This is a genomic window from Pararhizobium sp. P1_E7, from assembly GCF_056405855.1.
In genome coordinates, this window is the sequence record NZ_JBFUBH010000012.1 from 21,792 (window position 1) to 47,142 (window position 25,351).

Below are 25,351 nucleotides of genomic sequence, written 5' to 3' on the forward strand. Positions count from 1 at the left end.
TAGCGTGCGGCGCTGTAACGTAGACGAATAGACGGAGCAGCATGATCGACAAACCGGCACGTGGGTTTTTCGCCACGCGGTTGAGGAATTATTTCCTGACCGGCCTGATCATCTGTGCGCCGCTTGCCATTACCGCCTGGATTACCTGGTCGTTTATTCTGTGGGCTGACAGCTGGGTCAAACCCTATCTTCCGTTTGATTATAATCCCGATAATTTTCTGCCTTATCCGGTGCCCGGCTTCGGCCTCTTGACGGCGCTGATGCTGATAACCCTGGTCGGATTTTTCACCRCCAATCTCATTGGAAAGAGCATCGTCGGTTTCGGCGAGTCCCTTCTCGTGCGCACCCCTCTGGTGCGCTCAATCTACAAGGGTCTCAAGCAGATCTTCCAGACGGTGCTGCAGGATCAGTCGAACTCGTTCAAGAAGGCTGGCCTGATCGAATATCCGAGCCCGGGCCTTTGGTCGCTGGTGTTCATCGCGACGGACGCCAAGGGCGAGATCGCGGTCAAATTCACCGAGCGTGGCCTGGATATGGTCGTTGTGTTTCTGCCGCCGACGCCGGTGCCGACGGCCGGCTTCCTGATTTTCGTGCCGCGCGAAAAGATCGTCCCGCTCGACATGAGCCCAGAGGACGCCGCCAAGCTGCTGTTGTCCGGCGGTCTGGTCGCCCCTGACTATCTGCCAAAAGCTTTGCCCGCCGCAGGAAAGACGATGCCGGTCGCGACCAAACGCGGAAAGTTCTTCAGCCGGCTCTGAGGAAACGGATCGCTTCGTCCCTGCGGTGGAGATAAAGCAGGGTTCGCAAAGCCTCGCCGCGCGGTGACGTCAGATCAGGGTCGCGCTCGATGACGTAGGCGGCATCCTTGCGGGCGATTTCGAGCAGGTCGCCATGCGCTTCCAGGCTGGCGATGCGGAAACCGGGCGTACCGGACTGGCGCGTGCCGAGCAATTCTCCTTCACCGCGCAGTTTCAGGTCTTCTTCGGCAATCAGGAATCCGTCTTCTGTCTCCCGAAGGATCGACAGACGCGCGCGGCCATTTTCGCTGAGCGGTCCCTTGTAGAGCAGGATGCAGGTCGACGCCTCGTCGCCGCGGCCGACGCGGCCGCGCAGCTGATGCAGCTGAGCCAGCCCAAACCGTTCCGCATGCTCGATCACCATGATCGTCGCGTCCGGCACATCGACCCCGACCTCGACGACGGTGGTCGCGACCAGAAGGCGAATGTCGCCGTTCTTGAAGGCAAGCATCACCGCATCCTTTTCCGCGCCGTTCATGCGTCCATGCACCAGGCCGACATTCGGGCCGAACTGCTTGTCGAGGCTCTGGAAGCGTTCGTCGGCGGACATCAGGTCGGAAGCCTCCGATTCTTCGACCAGCGGGCAAATCCAATAGGCCTTCTTGCCCTCGGCAAGCGCCGTGCGCAGCCGAGCGACGATTTCGCCGGTGCGCTCGGTTGACACCGTCACCGTCTGTATCGGTTTGCGGCCCGCCGGTTTCTCTGTGAGTTTCGAGACATCCATGTCGCCGAACGCCGCCAGAACCAGGGTGCGAGGGATGGGCGTCGCGGTCATCACCAGCATGTGCGGGGAAATCCCCTTGGCGGTCAGCCGCAGGCGCTGGTGCACGCCGAAGCGGTGCTGCTCGTCGACGACGGCCAGCAGAAGGTTGTTGTAGACGACGGTATCCTGGAACAGCGCATGCGTGCCGATGACAATCTGCGTTTCGCCAGACGCGATGCGTTCCACAATGGCGTCACGCTCGCGGCCCTTGGTGCGGCCGGTCAGCACATCGATGCTGACACCGGCGGGCGCTGCCATCTTCGACAATGTTGCGAAATGCTGCCGGGCCAGAATCTCCGTCGGGGCCATCAGCACGGCCTGCCCGCCGGCCTCGACGGCGGCCAGCATCGACATCAGCGCCACCGCCGTCTTTCCCGAGCCGACATCGCCCTGCAGCAGCCGCAGCATGCGCTCCGTGCCTGCCATGTCCTTCAGCACTTCTTCGATGGCCGTCATCTGGCTGCCGGTGAGTGAAAAGGGCAGCGCGGCAACAACCGGTTTGCTGAGCGTTCCTGTCGCATGCACCGGCGTACCGGCCACCTTGCGCAACCGCTGGCGCACCAGCGACAGGGAGAGTTGTCCGGCGAGGAATTCGTCATAGGCAAGCCGCCGGCGGGCAGGCGCCTGCGGATCGAGGTCGGTTTCGTCGCGCGGGTCGTGCAGGGCGAGGAAACAGTCGCGGGCGGAATGAAAGCCCTGTTTCTGCATCAAGGCTTCTTCAATCCATTCCGGAAAGTCTGGAATGCGGGGCAGGGCCGCTTCGACAGCCTTGCGCAGGATGCGCGCGGAAAGACCGGCTGTCAGCGGATAGATCGGCTCGACCAGCGGCAGGTTTTCAGCCTCGCTCGCCCGCACCATATAGTCCGGATGCACCATCGACGGGCGGCCGTTGAACCAGTCGACCTTGCCGCTGACGGTGACCGTCTCATCGACCGGCAATGCCTTTTCCAGCCAGTTTCCCTTGACCCGGAAGAATGTCAGCGCCAGCTCGCCGGTGTCATCGTGCAGGAAGACGCGGTACGGCTGGCTGGTGCGCGGCGCTGGCGGCTGGTGGCGGTCCACCCGGCCGGTAATGGTAACGATGACACCCTGCGGCGCGCGTGCAATACCCGGCTGGTGGCGCCGATCGATCAGCGAATGTGGCGCGTGAAAGACGAGGTCGATCACCCGGCAATCATCGATGCTTTCACGGCCCAGCAGCCGTGCATAGAGTTCTCCCGCTTTCGGTCCAATGCCTGGAAGCGAGTTGAGAGGCGCAAAAAGCGGGTCGAGAAGGGCAGGTCGCATGGCGCGCAGACTGAAACAAGGATTAGGTCTTTGGCAAGGCTGACAATTATCTTTTCAGCGTTTATAGAGCCATGGCACACGCCGCCTTTACCGGCGCGGCGACAGGAAGGACTTTTCATGACCGGCATCACGCGCACCAGCGCCGATCTCGATCCGCGCCGCAAACGGATTCTCTTCCGCGCCTGGCACCGCGGCATTCGCGAAATGGATCTGGTGTTCGGGCAGTTTGCCGACAATGAGCTGGCCGGGCTTGCCGAGGCCGATCTCGATGAGCTCGAAACCATCATGGCCGAAGAAGACAATGATCTGGTCAAGTGGATCGTCGGCGAATGGCCGGTGCCGGAGCGATATCGCACGCCTTTGTTCGAGCGCATCGCCTCCTATCGGCCCGATTTCGATGTGCTGCTTGCCGACAAGGACAAGAACCACTGATGATTGCCGGTTTTGATCCCATAAAAGTCGCGCGCGCCACCCGCGAGCTGACCATCGGTCCGGTTCCCGCCGGCGTCGAGCCGTTGATTCTTGCCGAGCTTGCCCGCGCCAACGGCCCGGTTGCCTATATTCTCTCCGACGGCCAGCGCATTGCCGATGTCGAGCAGATGCTGGGTTTTGCGGCTCCGGATATTCCGGTGCTGACGCTGCCGGGCTGGGACTGCCTGCCCTATGACCGCGTTTCTCCGAGCGCCGATACGTCGGCGCGGCGTCTTGCAGCGCTGAGCGGCCTGATTGTGCATGCAAAAAAGCCGCATCCGGCAATCGTACTCGTCACCGTCAACGCCGCCTTACAGAAAATGGCGCCGCAGGATATCATCGAGAGCCTTGCCTTTTCGGCCCGCCCGGGTGCCAGCATCCGCATGGACGACATCGCCGCCCGCCTCGGGCGCAACGGTTTCGAGCGCGTCGCCACCGTTCGCGAGGTCGGCGAATACGCGGTGCGCGGCGGCATCCTCGATGTCTTTGTCCCCGGCAGCGACGAACCGGTGCGGCTGGATTTCTTCGGCGATACGCTCGAGAGCATCCGCTCCTTCGATCCGGCCAGCCAGCGCACCACCGGACAGGCCCGCTCGCTCGATCTCAATCCGATGAGCGAGGTGTCGCTGACGCCGGAAACGATCAGCCATTTTCGCACCCAATATCTGTCGATGTTCGGTGCTGCGACCCGCGACGACGCGCTGTACCTGGCGGTTTCCGAAGGCCGGCGTTATGCCGGCATGGAGCATTGGCTGCCGCTGTTCTACGACACGCTCGATACGGTGTTCGATTACCTCGCCGGCTTCCATATCGTGACCGACCATGTGGTTCGCGAAGCGGCTGCCGAGCGCTCCAAGCTGGTTCAGGACTATTACGAGGCCCGCCAGTCGTCGGCGTCCCCGGGAAAGTCGCAGATTTCACAGGGAACGCCCTACAAGCCCGTGCCGCCGGAGATGCTGTATCTGAGCGCCGAAGCGTTCAACGCCGCGCTGGTTTCGCGCAATGCCGTGCGCCTCTCCCCATTCAGCGAACACGAGGGCGAAGCGCGGCAGGTGATCACCGTCGATGCGCGGCTCGGTGTGCGCTGGGCAAAAAACGCGACGGAAACGACCAGCGACGCCGAGCGCGTCAACGTCTTCGATCAGGCCGTCAAATATATCGCCGACCGCCGAGCCAAGGGCGCCAAGGTGTTGATCTCCGCATGGTCGGAAGGATCGCTCGACCGCCTTCTTCAGGTGCTTGTCGAGCACGGCCTCGCCAATATCAAGCCGGTCAAGGCGCTGTCTGAACTGACCAGCCTGAAAGCCGGTGAGGCGGCATCGGCCGTGCTTAGCCTCGAAAGCGGTTTTGAAACGGGCAATCTCGTTGTTATCGGCGAGCAGGACATTCTTGGCGACCGCATGGTGCGCCGCTCGAAACGCCGCAAGCGCGGGGCCGATTTCATTGCTGAAGTCGCTGGTCTCGACGAGGGCAGTATTGTCGTCCATGCCGAACACGGGATCGGCCGGTTCATCGGCCTGCGCACGATCGAGGCGGCCGGTGCGCCGCATGCCTGCCTTGAACTGGTCTATGCAGACGAGGCAAAGCTGTTTCTGCCGGTCGAAAACATCGAGCTTCTGTCGCGCTACGGCTCGGAAGGCAGCGATGCCGTTCTCGACAAGCTCGGCGGCGTCGCCTGGCAGGCGCGCAAGGCCAAGCTGAAGAAACGCCTGCTCGACATGGCCGGCGGTCTGATCCGCATCGCAGCCGAGCGGTTGACGCGTCATGCACCGGTGCTGACGACGCCTGAGGGGCTGTACGACGAATTCGCGGCGCGCTTCCCCTATGACGAGACCGAAGACCAGATGACGTCGATTGAATCCGTTCGCGACGATCTTGGCGCCGGCCGTCCGATGGACCGGCTCGTTTGCGGTGACGTCGGCTTCGGCAAGACCGAGGTTGCGCTGCGCGCCGCCTTCATCGCTGCGATGAACGGCGTCCAGGTGGCCGTTGTCGTGCCGACGACGCTGCTTGCCCGCCAGCATTTCAAGTCGTTTACCGAGCGTTTTCGCGGATTGCCGGTGCGCATTGCCCAGGCATCCCGTCTCGTCGGTTCCAAGGAACTGGCACTGACCAAGAAGGAAGTGGCCGAGGGCAAGACCGATATCGTCGTCGGCACGCATGCGCTGCTCGGCGCCTCGATCAATTTCGCCAATCTCGGCCTGTTGATCATCGACGAGGAACAGCATTTCGGCGTCAAGCACAAGGAGCGGCTGAAGGAGCTGAAATCCGACGTGCACGTCCTGACGCTGTCGGCAACGCCGATCCCGCGCACGCTGCAACTGGCGCTGACTGGTGTTCGCGAACTGTCGCTGATCACCACGGCGCCGGTCGATCGCATGGCTGTCAGGACCTTTATCTCGCCGTTCGATGCCCTGGTCATTCGCGAGACGCTGATGCGCGAGCACTATCGCGGCGGCCAGAGCTTTTACGTCTGCCCACGATTGGCCGACCTGTCGGAAATCCATGACTTCCTCAAATCCGATGTGCCGGAACTGAAGGTTGCCGTCGCCCATGGCCAAATGCCGGCGACCGAACTCGAAGACATCATGAATGCCTTCTACGAGGGCCGCTACGATGTGTTGCTGTCGACGACAATCGTCGAATCGGGCCTCGATGTTCCCACCGCCAACACGCTGATCGTCCACCGTGCCGATATGTTCGGTCTGGCGCAGCTCTATCAGCTCAGAGGCCGTGTCGGCCGTTCCAAGGTTCGCGCCTTCGCGCTGTTCACGCTGCCGGTCAACCGGACGTTGACCGGCATGGCCGAACGCCGCCTCAAGGTCCTACAGTCACTGGATACGCTGGGGGCAGGTTTCCAGCTGGCGAGCCACGACCTCGATATCCGCGGCGCCGGCAATCTGCTCGGCGACGAGCAGTCGGGTCACATCAAGGAAGTCGGCTTCGAGCTTTACCAGCAGATGCTGGAGGAGGCAGTTGCCGAACTGAAGGGCGACGAGGAGATCGCCGACAGCGGCTGGTCGCCGCAGATTTCCGTCGGAACGCCGGTGATGATCCCCGACGACTATGTGCCCGACCTGCATCTGCGCCTCGGCCTTTACCGCCGGCTCGGCGAAATCACCGAGCTTTCGGACATCGATGCCTTCGGCGCCGAGCTGATCGACCGCTTCGGCCCGCTGCCGCTCGAAGTCCAGCATCTTCTGAAGATCGTCTATATCAAGTCGCTCTGCCGCACCGCCAATGTCGAAAAGCTGGATGCAGGCCCGAAGGGCGTCGTCGTCCAGTTCCGCAACCGCGAATTCCCCAATCCGGGCGCGCWGGTCGGCTATATCGCAAAGCAGGGGATCATGGCCAAGATCCGCCCGGATCACAGCATCTTCTTCCAGCGCGATTTCCCGACACCGGAAAAGCGGCTGGCAGGCTCCGCAGTCGTGATGACGCAGCTGGCCGGGTTGGCTACTGCATAATTCCTCAAATCGGAGTCGATTTGAGGAAAAATTATGCAGTAAATCGAAGGTGTTACAGCGGTTTGCGCGTCATGAATGACGCGCGGCGCTGTAAGAACTGACTGCGAACAAAAAAGCCGCGCGGAATTTCGCGCGGCTGTTTGACTTTTCCGGTTATTTCCGGCTCAATTGATCTGGGACGTATCTTTCATCTTGGCGATATCGCGCAGGGCTCCGGTCAAGACATCGACCGACTGCGCCCCCATGACGGCATACTTGCCGTCGATGACGAAGCAGGGAACGCCGGTGACGCCCATGTCCCGCGCCGTTTCAATCTCGCCTGAAACGGCATCCTTGTCGGCATCCGAGGCGAGCAGCGCTGCGACGACGCTGCGATCGAGCCCGGCCTCTTCCGCGATATCGAGCAGGACCGCGTGGTCGCCGACATTGCGGCCCTCTTCGAAATTCGCCTTGAACAGCAGTGAGGCTACTTCGCTCTGCGTCTCCGGCCCTTCTGTCAGCGCCCAGCGGAGTAGCCGGTGCGCGTCGAGTGTATTGGGGCTGATCTTGACGGCGTCGAAATCGAACGCGATGCCGTCCTGCTGGCCAAGCCCAGCCAGCATTTCATGCGCACGCTCGACTGCCGCCTGGCCCCCGAGCTTGGCGGCAAGATGCGCCTTGTGATCGACGCCTTCCGGCGGCAGGTCAGGATTGAGCTGATACGGCCGCCAGTTCACCGTCACAAGAACATCGCCAGCGACATTGGCGATCGCCTGATCGAGCCTCGCCTTGCCGAGATAGCACCAGGGGCAGACGACGTCGGAGATGACGTCGATATTGACATGGTTCATGACGCTTGCTCCTTGCGCTGACAATCATTGATCAGCGACATAGGCGTCCCGGTTTGCGCTTTCAATGCGTTACCAAAAGTATACCGCCGCCAATTCCGCGTTACTGCACAGTTTCATCCCACCAGGTCGGTAGCTGGTAGCCATAAAGTGGCACCACGCCCGGGCGGCCGATGTGCTTTTCGCGGGCCACCCATTGCGACCCGACATGATAAAGCGGCACGAGATAGAAGTTGGAGACGAGGAGGCGATCATGGGCCCGCACCGCTGCGGTGAAGTCGTCGACGCTGACGGCACGAAGAATATGATCGATCAGCGTATCGACATCCTTGTCTGCGACGCCGGCAAAATTCGAGCTGCCCTGCTGATCGCGCGATTGCGAACCCCAATAGGAAATCTGCTCGATCCCCGGTGAAAGCGAGGATGGGAACGACTTCATGATGACATCATAATCGAACGACTGGCTGCGCTGCTGATATTGCGAATCATCGACCGTGCGCACCGTCGCTGTGATGCCAAGTGCCGCGAGGAATCGCTGATAGGCCAGGGCCAGTTTCTCCTGCCCCTCGTTCTGGGTCATGATCTCGAACGAAAGCGGCGTGCCCTTGTCGTTGATCATCTTGCCGTCCTTGATACCGTAACCGGCTTCACGCAAAAGCGTCACGGCTTCGCGCAGCACATTGCGGTCGCGTCCCGTGGCATCCGTGACCGGCAGACGATACGTTCCGTCGAGAACCGATGGATTGATACGGTTCCTGATGTCGCCCAAAATCCCCAGTTCGCGATTGTCGGCGGCAACGCCGAGATAGGACWGGCCCGAATTCTGCCAGAAGCTCTGCGTGCGGGTATAGGCATTATCGAAGAGGTTCTTGTTGACCCATTCGAAATCGAAGACCAGCGCCAAGCCCTGACGCAGCTTCGGGTTCTCGAACATCGGCCGGCGGGTGTTGAAGACGAAGCCGAGCATGCCGGACGGCGTCTTCGGCGTGAACGTGTCCTTGACGACCTTGCCTGATTGAACAGCCGGGAAATTGTAGCTGCGCGACCATTTTGTCGGACTGCCTTCCGGATAGATGTCGATCTCGCCCTTCTTGAAGGCCTCGAAAAGGGAATTGTCCTGCAGGAAGTATTCGACGGAAATCTCGTCGTAATTGTCGAAGCCGATTTTCGTTGGCAGATCCTTTGCCCAGTAATCCGGGTTACGCTTGTAGACGATGCGCTCGCCGGGCTTGACCTCGGCGACACGATATGGCCCCGACCCGAGCGGGAATTTCAGCGATGTCTGGTCGAACGTCGCCGCATCGGTCGCATGTTTCGGCAGGATCGGCGTCATGGCGATCAACAGCGGAAACTCGCGGTCGGCCTGATCGTTGAAGGTAAAGCGGACACTGCGGTCGCCGACCTTCTCCATTTTTTCGACCTTTGCCAGCCGCGTGGCGAACGGGACACGGCCCTTGTCGCGAAACAGCTCGAAGGTGAAGATGACGTCCTCGGGCGTCACCGGCTGGCCATCGGCCCATTTGGCCTTGGGGTTCAGGTTGAACTGGATGAAGGTGCGGTCGTCATCCCACTCGACTGTCTCGGCCAGGAGGCCATAGAGCGAGAAAGCCTCGTCGCGGGAGCGCTGCATCAGCGAATCATAGATGAGATTGCCGTATTCCGGATCGAGCATGCCGCGCGCGGTGGTGCGCATGCTCTTCAGGATGAACGGGTTGAGACTGTCGAACGTGCCGACGACGCCGTAAGAGACGCGGCCGCCCTTCTTCACGTCCGGCTTGACGTAAGGGAAGTTCTTGAAATCGGCGGGCAGGGCGGGTTGGCCATGCATGGCGATGCCGTGAACCGGTTCTGCCTGTGCCGTTACACCGGCGCCAAGCGTGGCCAGCAACGAAATCAAACCCAAAAACAATGCGCGCAAAGCCCGCCTCCTGCTGTCGTCGTCCTGTGAATCACGGCAAATTATCACGTTGACCAGCATTGCCAACCGGCAGATGGCATTTAAAGCCGGTGCCGGCCCGAGAACCGAATGCAAAAAAATGGCGGAGAGGCTGGATATCTATCGCCGCTCGCTGTAACAGGTGTTCCCGGAGACGAGGGTCATGCAATTGCCTCATTTGCCCAACAGGAGAGCGGGCAGCTGACCATTGATCACGAGCGTCTTTAAGACTGCTCAGACACCGGAATTCAGGAGACGGATATCAATATGATCTTCAAGTCGAACTTCACCAAAAAGGCTGCTTTGTCGGCGTTCGCCGGCGCTGTCGCCGTTGCCGCTCTGCCGTCCGCGTCTTTCGCGCAGCAGGCTGCCGGCCGTCCGCCGCAGGGCTGGTTCAAGGTCTGCACCAAGCAGGAAGACAACGACGTCTGCATCGTGCAGAACCTGTTGACGGCCAGCAACGGTCAGCTGATCACCGCCGTTGGCTTGATCAGCGTTCAGGGCAAGGTCAACCGCAAGGTTCTGCAGGTTTCGGTTCCGTCGGCACGCCTCATTCCGCCCGGCATTCAGATGCAGATCGATGGTGGAAAGGGCGCCAAGCTCGACTACGCCATCTGCATGCCTGACAAGTGCGTTGCCGAAGTGCCGCTCAGCGATGCCGTTCTTGCCAGCCTGAAGAAGGGCGGCGAAGTCGTCTTCACGTCGGTCAACTTCCAGCGCGCGCCGAACCCGATCAAGATTTCGCTCGGTGGTTTCACCGGCGTCTTCGACGGCGAACCGATCGAACAGTCCAAGCTCGAAGAGCGCCAGCGCCTGCTGCAGGAAGAAATGCAGAAGAAGGCCGAGGACGCCCGCAAGAAGCTTGAAGAAGCCCAGAAGGCTGCCAAGGCGAACTGATTGCCTGACTTCTCAAGCAAAAAGCCGCTGCGATAATCTCGCGGCGGCTTTTTGCATTTAAGGCCAAAACCATCATCGATGGTTGTCTCAGTGCTGGACAACCGCTTTCGGCTTATACTGCCCGACGGTCTCCGGATCGAAGAAGGCGTTCACCTGCGAATGACGCACCGGTTTTCCGCTTTCATCCGAAACGAGATTCTGTTCGGAGACATAGGCGACGTATTCCGTTTCCTCGTTCTCCGCGAGCAGATGGTAGAACGGCTGGTCCCTGGTCGGGCGGACTTCAGCGGGTATTGAATTCCACCATTCCTCGGTGTTGGCATATTCCGGATCGACGTCGAATATAACGCCGCGGAATGGAAACACGCGATGGCGAACAACCTGTCCAATCTGAAATTTTGCGTCTCTTTGTTTCAGCATGTTAGGTTCCTTTCGCTGTATTATGTGGTGGTTCTTCATCAAACATCAATAGCCAAACTCTGCCAGGACATGGGCGCAGAGCATCGCGGATCGGCACAGACAGCATCGCTTGATGCGGTTGCTTGCCTCTGTTGGAAAATCGTCGTACCTCAAATGGGAGGCGTTCTTCGGCAGCGGATATGGCATGAGCAATCAATGGGGTAGGGATCATCAGGTGACACGCGGCCGCAGCCCCTCCGGCCTCGCGCTGCCGGCTGTGCTTTGCGTCGTGCTGATTGCCGCCGGCGGCTATTTCTGGTTTGCCCGGCAGACTATGCAGGCGGATATTGCCGCGCTGAAGGCCGGTACTGCCTCACTCACAGCGGAACTGGCCGAAGTCACGGCGGAGAAAGACAAGGCCAGCAGCGATCTCGTCAACTTCAAAAAGAATTCCGGAAACTGGGCCGAAGAACTGGAGAAGGATTATGCCGAGCTGAAGCTGAATGAGGTTCCCAAGCTCACCCGGCTGCTGGACAAGCGCGACGCCGATATTTCCGCGCTTGAAAAACTGCTTTCAACCGAAAAGACCGCAGCGAAATCTGCGGCCGATGATTTCACGGCAACGATTGCCAGGCTCAACGATCAGCTGAGCATTGCCAAGACCGATGCTGCCGATGCCCGGACGCAACTGCAAAATCTTGGCGCCGACAACATTGCGCTGAACAAGCAGATAACCAGCCTGAAGGCGGCCCTCGAGAGGGCAATGGCCGATACGGTGGCAGCGCAAAAGGCGTTGGAGCAGAAGGTGACGGACGCCGAAAGAAAGCCTCCGACATTCAAATCAGCGCTTGATCTGGCGCGTGATGTTCAGCTCCAGACGCTGGAACAAAGCCTCAGTGAAGAACGCCGGAAAGTCGAAATACTGCAGAAGCAGCTTGAGGATCAGGCTAAGGCCGCTGCCAGAATTGCCGCCGAAACGCCATCCGATGTACCGGTGATCGACAAGCCGGTATCCGAGGCCGGTCGGCCGGTTCCGGGCGCGGGATTGGTCCCCCGTGACCGGCTGACGGTGGACAGGATCATTGGTACGACGCGGGGCGTTGGCTTTCTGGACGACGAGAAGAAACAACGCCTGAAAGACCAGCTGGCGTCAGGCGCTTGCGTTACCGATGCGCTTGAAAGTGTCTTTGACAAAGTGCCGCTGATCCTGATGCGCAATCTGATGCGCGATTTTAAAAGTGATTGCTGACAACCGGTATCTGCCTGCCAGGCGGGCGCATTACGTGGAGAAAACATGATGTTCCGACGGGCTTTCATAGCCGCTACGATCTTTACGGCGCTGGCGCTCCATTCGGCATCGGCTGCCGAATTCGAAAAGAACATCATGACCGGCGGGCCGCAGGGCACCTATATACAGATCGGGCGGGATGTCTCGACCCTCGGCAAGACCTGTGGCCTGACGCTCAACGTCAAGGAATCCGCAGGGTCGCTTGAGAATTTCGTCGGCGTGCGCAACAGCAAAAATACCCAGTTCGGCATCGTCCAGAGCGATGTGCTCGAATATCTGAAAACGTTCGAGGCCGATGATCCGGAAGTGCAGCAGGCGGTGCGCGGCGTGCGCATCATGTTTCCGCTCTATAACGAGGAAATCCATGTTCTCGCCCGTACCGATATCAAAGGCATGGAAGATCTGGCTGGCAAAAAGGTTGCCGTCGGCGTCAAGGACAGCGGCACCTTCCTGACATCCTCGCTGATCCTCGATATCTTGCAGGTGAAGACCGGGGAGCGGGTGCCGCTCAATCCGGATGCAGCCTTGCCAAAGCTTCTCGCAGGCGAGATCGACGCCTTCTTCTACGTCGCCGGGGCGCCGGCGGCGCTGTTCAAGAACAACCCGATCGATGGAGCGAAATTCCATCTCGTGCCGATCACCGAAGCGCCGCTTCTGGCAACCTACACGCCGTCGCGCATCGATGCCGGAACCTATGCCTTCCAGAAAGAGCCCGTCGATCTGATCGCCGTCAAGGCTGTGATGATGACCTATGACTACGACGTCAAGCGCAACGCCTATCAACGGGACAGCTGCAAGGCCGTCTCGGAGTTTTCCAGCCTCATCCTCAACAATCTCGACAAGCTGCAGGCAACCGGCCATCCGAAATGGAAGGATGTCGATCTGACGGCCCTGCCGCCCGGCTGGCAGGTCGGGGTCTGCGTCAAGGCAGGCATGGCGCTCGACTACAAGCCGGCCTGCAAGTCGCCGGAAGCCGCGAGCCAAGCGCCGGATGGCAACGAGGAATATCTCAATCTTTTGAAGCAGCGGCTGAAGAAGAAATAGAGCAAACCTCTCCAAACAAAAGGCCGGCTTTCTGGTGAAAGCCGGCCTTTTGTTTGAGACGGACCCGCCGCAGACGGGTCCGAAACCGGCCGTCAGGCCGAGTAGTACATGTCGAATTCGACCGGATGCGGGGTCATCTCGTAGCGCATGACCTCGACCATCTTCAGTTCGATATAGGAATCGATCTGATCGTCGTCGAAGACACCGCCGGCGGTCAGGAACTTGCGGTCCTTGTCGAGGCTTTCCAGCGCTTCGCGCAACGAGCCGCAGACGGTCGGGATCTTCTTCAATTCCTTCGGCGGCAGGTCGTACAGATCCTTGTCCATGGCCTTGCCCGGATGGATCTTGTTCTTGATGCCGTCGAGGCCAGCCATCAGCATCGCTGCGAAGGCGAGGTAGGGGTTTGCCAGCGGATCAGGGAAGCGGACTTCGACGCGCTTGGACTTCGGGCCCGTGCCGAACGGAATGCGGCACGAAGCCGAGCGGTTGCGGGCGGAGTAGGCGAGCAGCACCGGTGCCTCATAGCCCGGGACGAGACGCTTGTAGGAGTTCGTCGTCGGGTTGGAAAAGGCGTTGATCGACTTGGCGTGCTTGATGATGCCGCCGATGAAATAGAGGCAGCTTTCCGAAAGGCCGGCATATTCGTCGCCTGCGAAGGTCGGCTTGCTGTCCTTCCAGATCGACAGGTGGACGTGCATGCCCGAGCCGTTGTCGCCGAAAATCGGCTTCGGCATGAAGGTTGCCGTCTTGCCATAGGCGTTGGCGACCTGGTGTACGACGTATTTGTAGATCTGCACCTTGTCGGCATTGCGCACCAGCGTATCGAACCGGACACCGAGCTCATGCTGGGCGGCGGCCACTTCGTGGTGCTGCTTTTCGACGGTGACACCCATTTCTGTCAGGACCGTCAGCATTTCGGAGCGCATATCCTGGCAGCTGTCGATCGGCGGAACCGGGAAATAGCCGCCCTTGACGCGCGGACGGTGACCGAGGTTGCCGGTCTCGTAGTCGGTGTCGTCGTTCGATGGCAGTTCGGAAGAATCGAGCTTGAAGCCGGTATTGTAGGGATCGGCCTTGTATTTGACGTCGTCAAACACGAAGAATTCCGGTTCCGGGCCAACGAAGACGGTGTCGCCGATGCYGGACGCCTTGAGATAGGCCTCGGCCTTCTTGGCGATGCCGCGCGGATCGCGGTTATAGGCTTCGCCGGAGACCGGATCGAGAATATCGCAGACGATAACCATCGTGGACTGCGCAAAGAAAGGATCCATGTGCACGGTTGCCGTATCCGGCATCAGCACCATGTCGGACTCGTTGATGGCCTTCCAGCCGCCGATAGACGAGCCGTCGAACATGACGCCATCGGCGAACATGTCTTCATCCACACAGCCGACGTCCATCGTCAGGTGATGCAGCTTGCCCTTCGGGTCCGTGAAGCGCAGGTCAACGAACTTGACGTCGTTATCCTTGATTTGCTTGAGGATATCATTTGCAGTCGTCATGTTTTGAAAGTCCCTCTTTTGAGATGACGAGGTAGGACCCGAACCGAACGGTCAGGCAGATTAGATGGCGTCGATGCCGGTTTCGCCGGTACGGATTCGAATGACCTCTTCGATATTGGATACGAAGATCTTTCCGTCGCCAATGCGTCCGGTCTGGGCGGCATTCCGTATGGCCTCGATCACGGCCTCCGCGTTTTCGTCAGCCAGCACGACTTCGACTTTCACCTTGGGGAGAAAATCAACAACGTATTCCGCCCCACGATACAGCTCCGTGTGGCCTTTCTGGCGCCCAAAGCCCTTCGCTTCCGTGACGGTGATACCCTGCAGACCAACCTCCTGAAGGGCTTCCTTCACTTCGTCAAGCTTGAAAGGCTTTATGATCGCTTCGATCTTTTTCATGAGAAAATGTCTCTCCGCTTCTCCCGTTATGGCAGGCTTATGCCCGCTCGCCCTTAATATGCATTTTACATGCCAGATATGGCAAATGCGATGGTGTTTTGGATGAAAACTCCTCCATCTGCTGTGATCATATCGCTTTATTCGGAATAAACAGCGCCTTTTGCCTATTTTTTATGAATTTTTCTGCGCGAAACCGAATTGTCCGCAACTCTTGGCGCCTAGTGCATTGTTAAGCGACATATTTGAGCGTCAAATATGTGCAAATGCATAAAAAATATACAAAATCGACCCATAGTTTTACGCTTGCCGCCGCCGCTGCTTGGGGGCATTTTGACGCCATGCCATTCACCCGCGACACCGTGATCATTACCCCCGCCGAAATGTCTGCGATCGATCGCGACGCAGCGCTGTCGGGGATCGACAGTTTTCGGCTGATGACCTTAGCCGGCATGGCCGTCGCCGCTGCAGCCCTGCGGCTTTACCCCGGCGCGTTGCGGTTTGCCGTTCTGTGTGGACCCGGCAACAATGGCGGCGACGGCTATATCGCAGCAGTGGCCTTGCGGCAGAGCGGCGCTGATGTCCGCGTCCATTGCCTCGGCGAGCCGGCGCGTCTCAAAGGCGATGCCGCCCGTGCCCATGCGGCGTGGGCGCACAGCACCGCCGCTCTTGCGGCATACAAGCCGCAGCCCGGGGATATCGTTATCGATGCCGTGTTTGGCGCAGGCCTCGCCCGTCCGGTCGGCAATGATGTGGCCTCGATCATGCAGGCCGTCGCGCAAGCGCAACTCCCGGTCATCGCGGTGGACCTGCCATCCGGTGTTGACGGCCGCACCGGACAGGTGCTGGGTGAGAGTTTTCGCGCCAGCCATACCGTCACTTTCATGGCGCGGAAGCCGGGGCACATCCTGCTGCCGGGCCGGGCGCTCTGCGGCAGCCTGGAGGTTTTCGATATCGGTATACCGGAGCGGATCCTGCGCAGCCACGCAAGCGGGCTTTGCGAAAACGCTCCAGATCTCTGGGCAGGGCAGGCGCGCGTCCTTGATCCTTCGGCCCATAAATTCAAGCGCGGCCATCTCGCCGTCTTCTCGGGCGGGCCGCTCACAACCGGGGCGGCGCGGCTTTCGGCGTCCGCCGGACTGAAGGCCGGCGCCGGGCTGGTGACGCTGGTGTCCCCATCCGACGCCCTCGACGCCAACGCAACCCACCTGACCGCCGTGATGCTCAAGCAAATCGACGATGCCGGCGCTCTGTCGCACTGGCTTGCCGACAGACGCGTCAGCGCCTTCGTATTGGGTCCGGGTTTTGGCGATATGGAGAAGGCACGGCAATACGCCTTGATGCTCAGCGACAGGGCTTTGGTGCTCGATGCCGACGGGATCACCGCTTTCAAGGACGATCCGGCACCGCTGTTCGCAGCCTTTGCGGGAGGCGAAACCCGGCTGGTCATGACCCCGCACGAGGGCGAGTTCGCCCGGCTGTTTGCCGATATCGACGCTGACCAAACGCTCTCGAAGGTCGATCGCGCCATTGCGGCGGCCAAACGCAGCCATGGCGTCATCGTCTACAAGGGCGCCGATACGGTCATCGCATCGCCCGACGGCCGCGCCGCAATCAATACCAACGCGCCGCCGTGGCTGGCGACGGCCGGATCAGGAGATACACTTGCCGGCATCATCGGTGCCCATCTGGCGCAGGGCATGCCGGCCTTTGAAGCCGCCGCCGCCGGCGTCTGGCGCCATGGCCGGGCAGGCACCAAGGCGGGCGAGGGGCTGACGGCGGAAGACCTTGCGGCCGCTATCGAGCCGCTGCCGGCCGTTACAGCGCAGCGGGTCACCCATGACCCGCAAAGGTCGCTGTAACACCTTAAATTTGCTGCATAATTCCATAAATTGGCTCCGATTTAAGGAATTGTGCGGCTAGTGATCAAGCCACCCGCTTCTGAAGTGCCCGAGCGCCGTTCGGCGCATTGACCTTGCCCTCGGTGATGAAGAAGGCAAAGACGTTGCGCGGCTTCTTTTCCGGCTTGTGAGCTGGATCGGCATGGGCGAGATCGCCGATATCGCCGCCTGCCGCCCAGATTTTCACCCGCTCAGCCCAGAGATCGAGGCGTTTTTCATCGTAACAGGTCTGCACGTCATCGCTGCCGGTCTGAAGGCGGGCATAGACGAAATCACCGGTCACATCGGCGATCATCGGATAATCGAAATGATCGGCGCAGACGACCGCCACCTTGTGCTTGGCAAGCAGAGCCGTGAATTCCGGCGTGCGGAAGGAATCGTGCCTGACTTCAACGACATGACGCAGCGTCAGGCCATCCTGCTTTTCCGGAAGCAGCGCCAGAAACGCGCCAAAATCATCGGCGTCGAATTTCTTGGTCGGCATGAACTGCCAGAGGATCGGGCCGAGATGCGGTCCGAGTTCCGTCAGCCCCTGGCCAAGGAATTTGCCGATCGATTCGCCGGCGTCCGCCAGCACCTTCTTGTTGGTGGCAAAGCGGCTGGCCTTCAGCGAGAAGATAAAATCATCAGGCACTTCCGACGCCCACTTGGCGAAAGTCTCAGGCTTTTGCGAGCTATAATAGGTACCGTTGACCTCGATGGCCTTCAGCTGCTGGCTTGCATACTCAAGCTGCCGCTTCTTCGCCAGCGTTTCCGGATAAAACGTCCCCTCCCAGGGATCGAAGGTCCAGCCGCCAATGCCGCAGCGGATCGTGCCTGATGTCGACATACTCTCTCCCTCTCGTTCTATGTCTTACTCCGCCGCGGCCATCTTACGGATCGGCCGCCGCTCCAGAAGTTCCTTGAGGAAAGCGCCGGTATGGGAGCGCTTTTCCTTGACAATGTCCTCGGGCGTTCCCGCAGCAATCACCTCACCGCCGCCATCGCCGCCCTCGGGGCCAAAATCGATGACCCAGTCGGCGGTCTTGATGACTTCGAGATTGTGCTCGATGACCACAACGGAATTGCCCTGATTGACCAGTTCGTGCAGCACCTCGAGCAGTTTGGCGACGTCATGGAAGTGCAGGCCGGTGGTCGGTTCGTCGAGAATGTAGAGCGTGCGGCCGGTCGAGCGTTTCGACAGTTCCTTGGCGAGCTTGACGCGCTGCGCCTCGCCGCCCGACAGCGTGTTCGCCTGCTGGCCGACCTTGATGTAACCGAGGCCGACGCCCTGCAGCGCCTGCAGCTTGTCGCGCACGGCGGGGACTGCGGCGAAGAACTCGACGCCTTCCTCGACGGTCATGTCGAGCACGTCGGCGATCGACTTGCCCTTGAAATGCACGTCGAGCGTTTCGCGGTTGTAGCGCTTGCCGTGGCAGACGTCGCAGGTGACATAGACGTCCGGCAGGAAGTGCATCTCGATCTTGATGACGCCGTCGCCCTGGCAGGCCTCGCAGCGGCCGCCCTTGACGTTGAAGGAGAACCGGCCCGGCTGATAGCCGCGCGTCTTTGCCTCGGGCAGGCCGGCGAACCAGTCGCGGATCGGCGTGAAGGCGCCGGTATAGGTGGCCGGGTTGGAGCGCGGTGTGCGGCCGATCGGAGACTGATCGATATCGATGACCTTGTCGATATGCTCGAACCCGTCGATCCGGTCGTGCTCGGCCGGGTTTTCGCGCGCACCCATGATCCGCCGCGCCGCGGCCTTGTAGAGCGTCTCGATCAGGAAGGTCGACTTGCCTCCACCTGAAACGCCGGTGACGGCCGTGAAAATGCCGAGCGGGATCGAGGCCGTGACGTTCTTCAGATTGTTGGCACGGGCGCCGACGACGGTGATTTCCTTTTTCTTCTTCGGCTTGCGCCGCTCGGCCGGAACCGAAACCGCCATTTCGCCGGACAGATACTTGCCGGTCAGCGAGTTCGGATTGGCAAGGATTTCCGGTGGCGCGCCCTGTGCCACGACTTCGCCGCCGTGAATGCCGGCAGCCGGCCCGATGTCGACCACATAGTCGGCCGTCATGATGGCGTCCTCGTCATGCTCGACGACGATCACGGTATTGCCGATATCGCGCAGGTGCCGCAGCGTATCGAGCAGCCGGGCATTGTCGCGCTGGTGCAGGCCGATCGACGGTTCGTCGAGAACGTAGAGCACGCCGGTCAGGCCCGAGCCGATCTGCGAGGCCAGCCGGATGCGCTGGCTTTCGCCGCCCGACAGCGTGCCGGAATTGCGCGACAGGCTAAGATATTCGAGGCCGACATCATTGAGGAAGCGCAAGCGCTCGCGGATTTCCTTGAGGATGCGCACCGCGATCTCGTTCTGCTTGGCGTTCATGTGCTGCGGCAGGACGTCGAACCAGTCACGCGCAACCCGGATCGACATCTGCGTGACTTCGCCGATATGCAGCTTGTTGATCTTGACCGCGAGCGCCTCCGGCTTCAACCGGAAGCCGGCACAGGCCGGGCATGGGGCGGCCGACATGTAGCGCTCGATTTCCTCGCGCGCCCAGGCACTGTCGGTTTCCTTCCAGCGCCGTTCCAGGTTGGGCACGATGCCTTCGAAGGTCTTGGTCGTGTTGTAGGAACGGGCGCCGTCCTCGTAGTGGAAGCTGATCTTTTCTTCGGTGCCCTGCAGGATGGCGTGCTTGGCCTCGTCGGAGAGGTCGGTCCATTTGCTCGACAGCTTGAAGCCGAAAGCCTTGCCGAGCGCTTCGAGCGTCTGGTTGTAGTAGGGTGACGACGATTTCGCCCAAGGGGCGATGGCGCCGCTCTTCAGCGTCCGGTCAGGTTCCGGGATGATCAGCGCCTCGTCGATCTTCTGCTGGCTGCCCAGACCGTCGCAGGTCGGGCAGGCGCCGAAGGGGTTGTTGAACGAGAACAGCCGCGGTTCGATTTCCGAAATGGTGAAGCCGGATACGGGGCAGGCGAATTTTTCGGAAAACAGCACGCGCTCGTGCGTTTCGTTCAGCGACTTGTTGGCCGAGCCGCCTGCCGCAGTCTCTTCCGGCGGCAGTGGCTTGTCGGCGAATTCGGCGATGGCCAGACCGTCGGCAAGCGTCAGGCAGGTTTCCAGACTATCGGCCAGGCGCGTCGTCAGGTCCGGGCGCACGACGACGCGATCGACGACGACGTCGATGTCATGCTTGTATTTCTTGTCGAGCGCCGGCGCCTCGGCAATCTCGTAGAATTGCCCGTCGATCTTGACGCGCTGAAAGCCCTTCTTCATCAGCTCGGCGAGCTCTTTCTTGTACTCGCCCTTGCGGCCGCGCACGATCGGCGCGAGAATATAGAGGCGCGTGCCTTCGCCGAAATCGACAACCCGGTCGACCATCTGGCTGACTGTCTGGCTTTCGATCGGCAGGCCGGTCGCCGGCGAATAGGGCACGCCGACCCGGGCAAACAGAAGACGCATATAGTCGTAGATCTCGGTGACCGTGCCGACCGTCGAGCGCGGGTTGCGCGAGGTGGTCTTCTGCTCGATCGAGATTGCCGGAGACAGGCCGTCGATCTGGTCGACGTCCGGCTTCTGCATCATCTCGAGAAACTGGCGGGCATAGGCCGACAGGCTTTCGACATAGCGCCGCTGTCCCTCGGCATAGATGGTGTCAAAGGCGAGAGAGGATTTTCCGGAGCCGGACAGGCCGGTCATGACGATCAGCTTGTTGCGCGGCAGATCGAGGTCAATGCCCTTCAGATTGTGCTCACGCGCGCCGCGGATGGAAATGGTCTCGAGTTTGCTCATCGTGCCCAGCTTTGTGTCTGCATTGGAAAGCTCCTATTTAGGTACGGCACAGCGCATGTCGAGGCGCAATCCGAAAAACAGGCAACCTTCACGAGTCGGTTGACAGGATATTACGGATTTATTAGAACAAATAAAGAACGAAATTTGAAATCTGTTGTGGATGATGCAATGCAAAGGGGCGTATGCTTGGGCGTCAGCCGCTAAGATGCGCGCTTGGAATTAGGTAGCCGGGCTGTGAAAGGCCGGGCAGGATAGCGGGAAAAGCAAGATGGCAGGCAGTGTCAACAAGGTGATTTTGATCGGTAACCTCGGGGCAGACCCGGAAATCCGGCGCACGCAGGACGGCAAGCCGATCGCCAACCTGAACATTGCGACGTCGGAAAGCTGGCGCGACCGCAATTCCGGCGAGCGCAAGGAAAAGACCGAATGGCATCGTGTGGTGATCTTCAACGAAGGTTTGTGCAAGGTTGCCGAGCAGTATCTGAAGAAGGGTGCGACGGTCTATATCGAAGGCCAGCTGCAGACCCGCAAATGGCAGGACAAGGACGGCCAGGATCGCTACTCGACGGAAGTCGTGCTGCAGGGCTTCAATTCGACGCTGACCATGCTGGGCGGCCGTGGTGACGGGCAGGGCGCCGGCGGCAGCCGCGGCGGCTCCGAATACGGCGGCAATGCCGGCGGCGGTTCCAGCAACTACGGCGGCGATTACGATCGCCCGTCCCCGGCGCCATCGGGCCGCTCCAGCGGCAGCAGCAGCGGCGGAAACTTTTCGCGCGATATGGATGACGACATTCCGTTCTGAGCGAAGCGCTCGACAGTCAAAAAGGCCCGGGAAACCGGGCCTTTTTCGTCAGACGAACCGCCTGCAGTTTGGCGCGGTCACAAAGCCATGGCCGATTTGACGCCGTCGACCACGAACTGCACCGCCAAAGCCGCAAGGATGACGCCGAGCAGCCGTGTCAGGATGGCGCGGCCGGTGACGCCCAAGAACCGGTCGATGCGATCGGCGATGACGAGGGCGGCAAACAGGATGGCCAGGCAGAAAGCGATGACCAGGATCAGCTGGGCCCGGTCGATCGTTGCCGAAAACGAGCCGGAAAGCAGGATCGTCGCCGAGATCGCGCCGGGACCGGCAATCAGCGGCAGCGCCAGCGGAAACACCGCGATATTGTGGATGTGGTCTCGGGTAATGGCGGCTTCGCCGCTCTTTTCCTTGCGCTCATTGCGCTTCTCGAAGATCATTTCGAAAGCGATCCAGAACAGGAGCAGGCCGCCGGCGATCCGGAAGGCGCCGATGGAGATGCCCAGCAGGCCGAGGATGCCGTTGCCGAACAGCGCGAAGGCCGACAGGATAAAAAACGCGATCAGCGTGCCGCGGCGGGCCACCAGAAAGCGTTCGTGCCGGCTCATGCCGACGGTGAGGCTAAGGAAGATCGGCGCAAGGCCGGGCGGATCGATGGTGACCAGGATTGTGGTCAGCGCATTGATCAGAAGGTCGATGTCAGGCATCCCGTTCCCCCTCGCGGCCTTGTTTAGGATCGCCGCCTGATGAATTGTTAGGCGAGGGCGGCAGCGAATGAAAGGGCCGTCCTTCACTGTTCTGCCGCTTTTGCCTTGCAAATGCCTGCGAGAGCGCCGATGAGCCTAAAAGGCTGTTCAAAACCCAGCCCCGAAATTGGCGCTCGCCAATGCATTCGGCTATAAAAATCTGTCTGATTCTGAACAAAGATCGTGATCGAAATTGACTGAACAAAGCACACCAGGCGGCGGCAAGAACCCACCCGGCATCGAGCCCATTTCCATCATGGAGGAAATGCAGCGCTCCTATCTCGATTACGCCATGAGCGTTATCGTCAGCCGCGCTCTTCCCGACGTCCGCGATGGTCTGAAGCCCGTGCACCGGCGCATCCTGTTCGGGATGAGCGAACTGGGCATCGACTGGAACAAGAAATACGTCAAATGCGCCCGCGTCACCGGGGACGTGATGGGTAAATTCCATCCGCATGGCAACTCGGCGATCTATGATGCGCTCGCCCGCATGGCGCAGCCCTGGTCGTTGCGCCTGCCGCTGATCGACGGTCAGGGCAATTTCGGCTCCATCGACGGTGACCCGCCGGCGGCCGAACGCTACACCGAGTGCCGCCTGGAGAAAGCGGCGCACGCGCTGCTCGACGACCTCGACAAGGAAACGGTCGATTTTCGCGACAACTATGACGGCACGCTGAGCGAGCCGTCTGTCGTGCCGGCGAAATTCCCCAACCTTCTGGTCAACGGCGCAGGCGGCATCGCCGTCGGCATGGCGACCAATATCCCGCCGCACAATCTGATCGAGGTGATCAACGGCTGTATCGCCCTGATTGACGAACCGGCGCTCGAACTGCCGCAGCTGATGGAGATCATTCCCGGTCCGGACTTCCCGACCGGCGCCTTCATTCTCGGCCGGTCCGGCATCCGCTCGGCCTACGAGACCGGCCGCGGCTCGGTCATCATGCGCGGCCGCGCTACCATCGAGCCGATGCGCGGCGACCGCGAGCAGATCATCATCACCGAAGTTCCCTATCAGGTGAACAAGGCGACGATGATCGAGAAGATGGCCGAACTGGTCAAGGACAAGCGCATCGAGGGCATTTCCGACCTGCGCGACGAATCCGACCGCCAGGGCTACCGCGTCGTCGTCGAGCTGAAGCGCGATGCCAATGCCGAGGTGATCCTCAACCAGCTCTATCGCTATACGCCGCTGCAGACCTCGTTTGGCTGCAACATGGTGGCTCTGAACGGCGGCAAGCCGGAACAGATGACGCTGCTCGACATGCTGCGCGCATTCGTTTCCTTCCGCGAGGAAGTCATCAGCCGCCGCACCAAGTACCTGCTGCGCAAGGCGCGTGACCGCGCCCATGTGTTGGTCGGCCTTGCCATCGCGGTTGCCAATATTGACGAGATCATCAAGCTGATCCGCGAAGCGCCGGATCCAGCCACCGCGCGCGAACAGTTGATGACGCGCCGCTGGCCGGCAGCCGACGTCGAAAGCCTGATCCGCCTCATCGACGATCCACGTCACCGCATCAACGAGGACCTCACCTACAACCTGTCGGAAGAGCAGGCCCGGGCGATCCTCGAATTGCGCCTTGCCCGCCTGACGGCGCTTGGCCGCGATGAAATCGGCGACGAACTGAACAAGATCGGCGACGAGATCAAGGATTACCTCGATATCCTGTCGTCGCGCATTCGCATCATGACCATCGTCAAGGACGAGCTTATCGCCGTTCGCGACGAATTCGGCACGCCGCGCCGCACCGAGATCGTCGAAGGCGGTCCGGACATGGACGACGAGGACCTGATCGCCCGGGAAGACATGGTCATCACCGTGTCCCATCTCGGCTATATCAAGCGTGTGCCGCTGACGACCTACCGGGCCCAGCGCCGCGGCGGCAAGGGCCGCTCCGGCATGGCGACGCGCGACGAGGATTTCGTCACGCGCCTGTTCGTCGCCAACACCCATACGCCGATCCTGTTCTTCTCGTCGCGCGGCATCGTCTACAAGGAAAAGGTCTGGCGCCTGCCGATCGGTACGCCGCAATCGCGCGGCAAGGCGCTGATCAACATGCTGCCGCTGGAGCCCGGCGAACGCATCACCACGATCATGCCGCTGCCTGAGGACGAGGCGACGTGGGAAAACCTCGACGTGATGTTCTCGACCACCCGCGGCACCGTCCGGCGCAACAAGCTGTCGGACTTCGTCCAGGTCAACCGCAACGGCAAGATTGCCATGAAGCTCGAGGAAGAGGGCGACGAAATCCTCTCCGTCGAAACCTGCACCGAACACGACGACGTTCTTTTGACGACGGCGCTTGGCCAGTGCATCCGCTTCTCGGTCGATGACGTCCGCGTCTTTGCCGGCCGCAACTCGATCGGCGTTCGCGGTATCACGCTGGGTGAGAGCGACCGGATCATCTCGATGACCATCGTCGGCCACGTCGACGCCGAGCCATGGGAACGCGCTGCCTATCTGAAGCGCGCTGCTGCAGAGCGCCGGGCGGCCACCGGCGAGGATGAGGAAATCGCTCTGGTCGGCGAGGAAGTCACCGAGGAAGGTCAGCTTGAAGATGCCCGTTACGAAGAACTGAAGGCACGCGAGCAGTTCGTGCTGACGATCTCCGTCAAGGGCTTCGGCAAGCGTTCGTCCACCTATGACTTCCGCACCTCCGGCCGCGGCGGCAAGGGTATTCGCGCAACGGACACGTCCAAGACCGGCGAAATCGGCGAGCTTGTGGCGGCCTTCCCGGTCGAAGACAGCGACCAGATCATGCTCGTCTCGGATGGCGGCCAGTTGATCCGTGTTCCGGTCGGCGGCATCCGGCTTGCAAGCCGCGCCACCAAGGGCGTCACGATCTTCTCGACCGCCAAGGACGAAAAGGTCGTCTCGGTCGAGCGGATCAGCGAACCGGACTCTGATGAGGACGAGGAAATCGCAAGCGATGCGGGTCTGCCGGAGAGCGACACTCCGGCGGTAGCCGAGGAATAGTCAGCCTGGTTCAGGCATCTCCAACAAAGCCGGGCGGTCAGATCGCCCGGCTTTTTGCGTTTGGTCCATCTGACAAAAA

The 25,351-nt window shown here is 60.6% G+C and carries 19 protein-coding genes; 10 read left to right on the forward strand and 9 right to left on the reverse strand.

Going from position 1 to position 25,351, the window contains the following annotated elements:
- Positions 1–41 precede the first annotated feature (41 nt).
- Positions 42–758 (forward strand): DUF502 domain-containing protein, encoded by a 717-nt coding sequence (locus AC1D17_RS14510; RefSeq protein ID WP_477566099.1) that lies wholly within the window; start codon positions 42–44, stop codon positions 756–758.
- On the opposite strand, the gene recG is transcribed toward AC1D17_RS14510, so the two are convergent.
- Positions 745–2,847: an ATP-dependent DNA helicase RecG gene (gene recG / locus AC1D17_RS14515; RefSeq protein ID WP_477566100.1), complete on the reverse strand. Its 2,103-nt coding sequence runs from the start codon at positions 2,845–2,847 to the stop codon at positions 745–747. The two genes, AC1D17_RS14510 and recG, sit on opposite strands and share 14 nt — an antisense overlap.
- Positions 2,848–2,964: 117 nt before the next feature.
- On the opposite strand from recG, the gene AC1D17_RS14520 reads away from it, so the two are divergent.
- A complete protein-coding gene (locus AC1D17_RS14520; RefSeq protein WP_477566101.1) occupies positions 2,965–3,279 on the forward strand; it encodes an FAD assembly factor SdhE in 315 nt (104 codons plus the stop codon).
- Positions 3,279–6,785, forward strand: coding sequence for a transcription-repair coupling factor (gene mfd / locus AC1D17_RS14525; protein ID WP_477566102.1), 3,507 nt, complete (start codon positions 3,279–3,281; stop codon positions 6,783–6,785). Before AC1D17_RS14520 ends, mfd begins: the two co-directional genes overlap by 1 nt.
- Before the next feature lie 164 nt (positions 6,786–6,949).
- Here the strand turns inward: mfd and AC1D17_RS14530 are convergent, their stop codons facing one another.
- A complete protein-coding gene (locus AC1D17_RS14530; RefSeq protein ID WP_477566103.1) occupies positions 6,950–7,615 on the reverse strand; it encodes a DsbA family oxidoreductase in 666 nt (221 codons plus the stop codon).
- Positions 7,616–7,715: 100 nt separating this feature from the next.
- Positions 7,716–9,509: an extracellular solute-binding protein gene (locus AC1D17_RS14535; protein ID WP_477566104.1), complete on the reverse strand. Its 1,794-nt coding sequence runs from the start codon at positions 9,507–9,509 to the stop codon at positions 7,716–7,718.
- Between AC1D17_RS14535 and AC1D17_RS14540 the strand changes: the two genes are divergently transcribed.
- Positions 9,490–9,687, forward strand: coding sequence for a hypothetical protein (locus tag AC1D17_RS14540; protein ID WP_477566105.1), 198 nt, complete (start codon positions 9,490–9,492; stop codon positions 9,685–9,687). The two genes, AC1D17_RS14535 and AC1D17_RS14540, sit on opposite strands and share 20 nt — an antisense overlap.
- Before the next feature lie 128 nt (positions 9,688–9,815).
- Positions 9,816–10,445, forward strand: a complete 630-nt coding sequence (locus AC1D17_RS14545) for an invasion associated locus B family protein (protein ID WP_477566106.1) — start codon at positions 9,816–9,818, stop codon at positions 10,443–10,445.
- Between the two features lie 87 nt (positions 10,446–10,532).
- Here AC1D17_RS14545 and hspQ read toward each other — a convergent pair whose 3' ends face one another.
- A complete protein-coding gene (gene hspQ, locus AC1D17_RS14550) occupies positions 10,533–10,862 on the reverse strand; it encodes a heat shock protein HspQ (protein ID WP_477566170.1) in 330 nt (109 codons plus the stop codon).
- 187 nt (positions 10,863–11,049) lie between these two features.
- Here hspQ and AC1D17_RS14555 point away from each other — a divergent pair, with 187 nt between their 5' ends.
- Positions 11,050–12,093, forward strand: coding sequence for a hypothetical protein (locus AC1D17_RS14555; protein ID WP_477566107.1), 1,044 nt, complete (start codon positions 11,050–11,052; stop codon positions 12,091–12,093).
- Between the two features lie 45 nt (positions 12,094–12,138).
- Complete coding sequence (locus tag AC1D17_RS14560) at positions 12,139–13,176, forward strand: TAXI family TRAP transporter solute-binding subunit (RefSeq protein ID WP_477566108.1); 1,038 nt, start codon at positions 12,139–12,141, stop codon at positions 13,174–13,176.
- A 92-nt stretch (positions 13,177–13,268) separates the two neighbouring features.
- Here the strand turns inward: AC1D17_RS14560 and glnA are convergent, their stop codons facing one another.
- Together glnA and AC1D17_RS14570 are read right to left on the reverse strand one after the other, a co-directional pair.
- A complete protein-coding gene (gene glnA, locus AC1D17_RS14565; RefSeq protein WP_477566109.1) occupies positions 13,269–14,678 on the reverse strand; it encodes a type I glutamate--ammonia ligase in 1,410 nt (469 codons plus the stop codon).
- Between the two features lie 60 nt (positions 14,679–14,738).
- Complete coding sequence (locus tag AC1D17_RS14570; RefSeq protein WP_018324798.1) at positions 14,739–15,077, reverse strand: P-II family nitrogen regulator; 339 nt, start codon at positions 15,075–15,077, stop codon at positions 14,739–14,741.
- Positions 15,078–15,415: 338 nt separating this feature from the next.
- Here AC1D17_RS14570 and AC1D17_RS14575 point away from each other — a divergent pair, with 338 nt between their 5' ends.
- Positions 15,416–16,936, forward strand: a complete 1,521-nt coding sequence (locus tag AC1D17_RS14575) for an NAD(P)H-hydrate dehydratase (RefSeq protein ID WP_477566110.1) — start codon at positions 15,416–15,418, stop codon at positions 16,934–16,936.
- Positions 16,937–17,000: 64 nt separating this feature from the next.
- On the opposite strand, the gene AC1D17_RS14580 is transcribed toward AC1D17_RS14575, so the two are convergent.
- Together AC1D17_RS14580 and uvrA are read right to left on the reverse strand one after the other, a co-directional pair.
- Positions 17,001–17,804, reverse strand: coding sequence for a DUF72 domain-containing protein (locus AC1D17_RS14580; RefSeq protein ID WP_477566111.1), 804 nt, complete (start codon positions 17,802–17,804; stop codon positions 17,001–17,003).
- Between the two features lie 24 nt (positions 17,805–17,828).
- Positions 17,829–20,750 (reverse strand): excinuclease ABC subunit UvrA, encoded by a 2,922-nt coding sequence (uvrA, locus tag AC1D17_RS14585; RefSeq protein ID WP_477566112.1) that lies wholly within the window; start codon positions 20,748–20,750, stop codon positions 17,829–17,831.
- 268 nt (positions 20,751–21,018) lie between these two features.
- On the opposite strand from uvrA, the gene AC1D17_RS14590 reads away from it, so the two are divergent.
- Positions 21,019–21,552, forward strand: coding sequence for a single-stranded DNA-binding protein (locus AC1D17_RS14590; RefSeq protein ID WP_477566113.1), 534 nt, complete (start codon positions 21,019–21,021; stop codon positions 21,550–21,552).
- Positions 21,553–21,629: 77 nt separating this feature from the next.
- Here the strand turns inward: AC1D17_RS14590 and AC1D17_RS14595 are convergent, their stop codons facing one another.
- On the reverse strand, positions 21,630–22,259 hold the full coding sequence (locus AC1D17_RS14595) for a MarC family protein (protein ID WP_477566114.1): 630 nt from the start codon (positions 22,257–22,259) through the stop codon (positions 21,630–21,632).
- A 232-nt stretch (positions 22,260–22,491) separates the two neighbouring features.
- Here AC1D17_RS14595 and gyrA point away from each other — a divergent pair, with 232 nt between their 5' ends.
- Positions 22,492–25,272 (forward strand): DNA gyrase subunit A, encoded by a 2,781-nt coding sequence (gene gyrA, locus AC1D17_RS14600; RefSeq protein WP_477566115.1) that lies wholly within the window; start codon positions 22,492–22,494, stop codon positions 25,270–25,272.
- The last annotated feature ends 79 nt before the right edge of the window (positions 25,273–25,351 follow it).

Bases quoted from the DNA above. Each gene is read 5' to 3' on its own strand.
- AC1D17_RS14560 (WP_477566108.1), top strand. From the start codon at position 12,139: ATGATGTTCCGACGGGCTTTCATAGCCGCTACGATCTTTACGGCGCTG.
- AC1D17_RS14590 (WP_477566113.1), top strand. From the start codon at position 21,019: ATGGCAGGCAGTGTCAACAAGGTGATTTTGATCGGTAACCTCGGGGCA.
- AC1D17_RS14570 (WP_018324798.1), bottom strand. From the start codon at position 15,077: ATGAAAAAGATCGAAGCGATCATAAAGCCTTTCAAGCTTGACGAAGTG.
- AC1D17_RS14555 (WP_477566107.1), top strand. From the start codon at position 11,050: ATGAGCAATCAATGGGGTAGGGATCATCAGGTGACACGCGGCCGCAGC.
- uvrA (WP_477566112.1), bottom strand. From the start codon at position 20,750: ATGAGCAAACTCGAGACCATTTCCATCCGCGGCGCGCGTGAGCACAAT.
- AC1D17_RS14580 (WP_477566111.1), bottom strand. From the start codon at position 17,804: ATGTCGACATCAGGCACGATCCGCTGCGGCATTGGCGGCTGGACCTTC.
- AC1D17_RS14545 (WP_477566106.1), top strand. From the start codon at position 9,816: ATGATCTTCAAGTCGAACTTCACCAAAAAGGCTGCTTTGTCGGCGTTC.
- AC1D17_RS14520 (WP_477566101.1), top strand. From the start codon at position 2,965: ATGACCGGCATCACGCGCACCAGCGCCGATCTCGATCCGCGCCGCAAA.
- AC1D17_RS14575 (WP_477566110.1), top strand. From the start codon at position 15,416: ATGCCATTCACCCGCGACACCGTGATCATTACCCCCGCCGAAATGTCT.
- AC1D17_RS14595 (WP_477566114.1), bottom strand. From the start codon at position 22,259: ATGCCTGACATCGACCTTCTGATCAATGCGCTGACCACAATCCTGGTC.
- AC1D17_RS14530 (WP_477566103.1), bottom strand. From the start codon at position 7,615: ATGAACCATGTCAATATCGACGTCATCTCCGACGTCGTCTGCCCCTGG.
- recG (WP_477566100.1), bottom strand. From the start codon at position 2,847: ATGCGACCTGCCCTTCTCGACCCGCTTTTTGCGCCTCTCAACTCGCTT.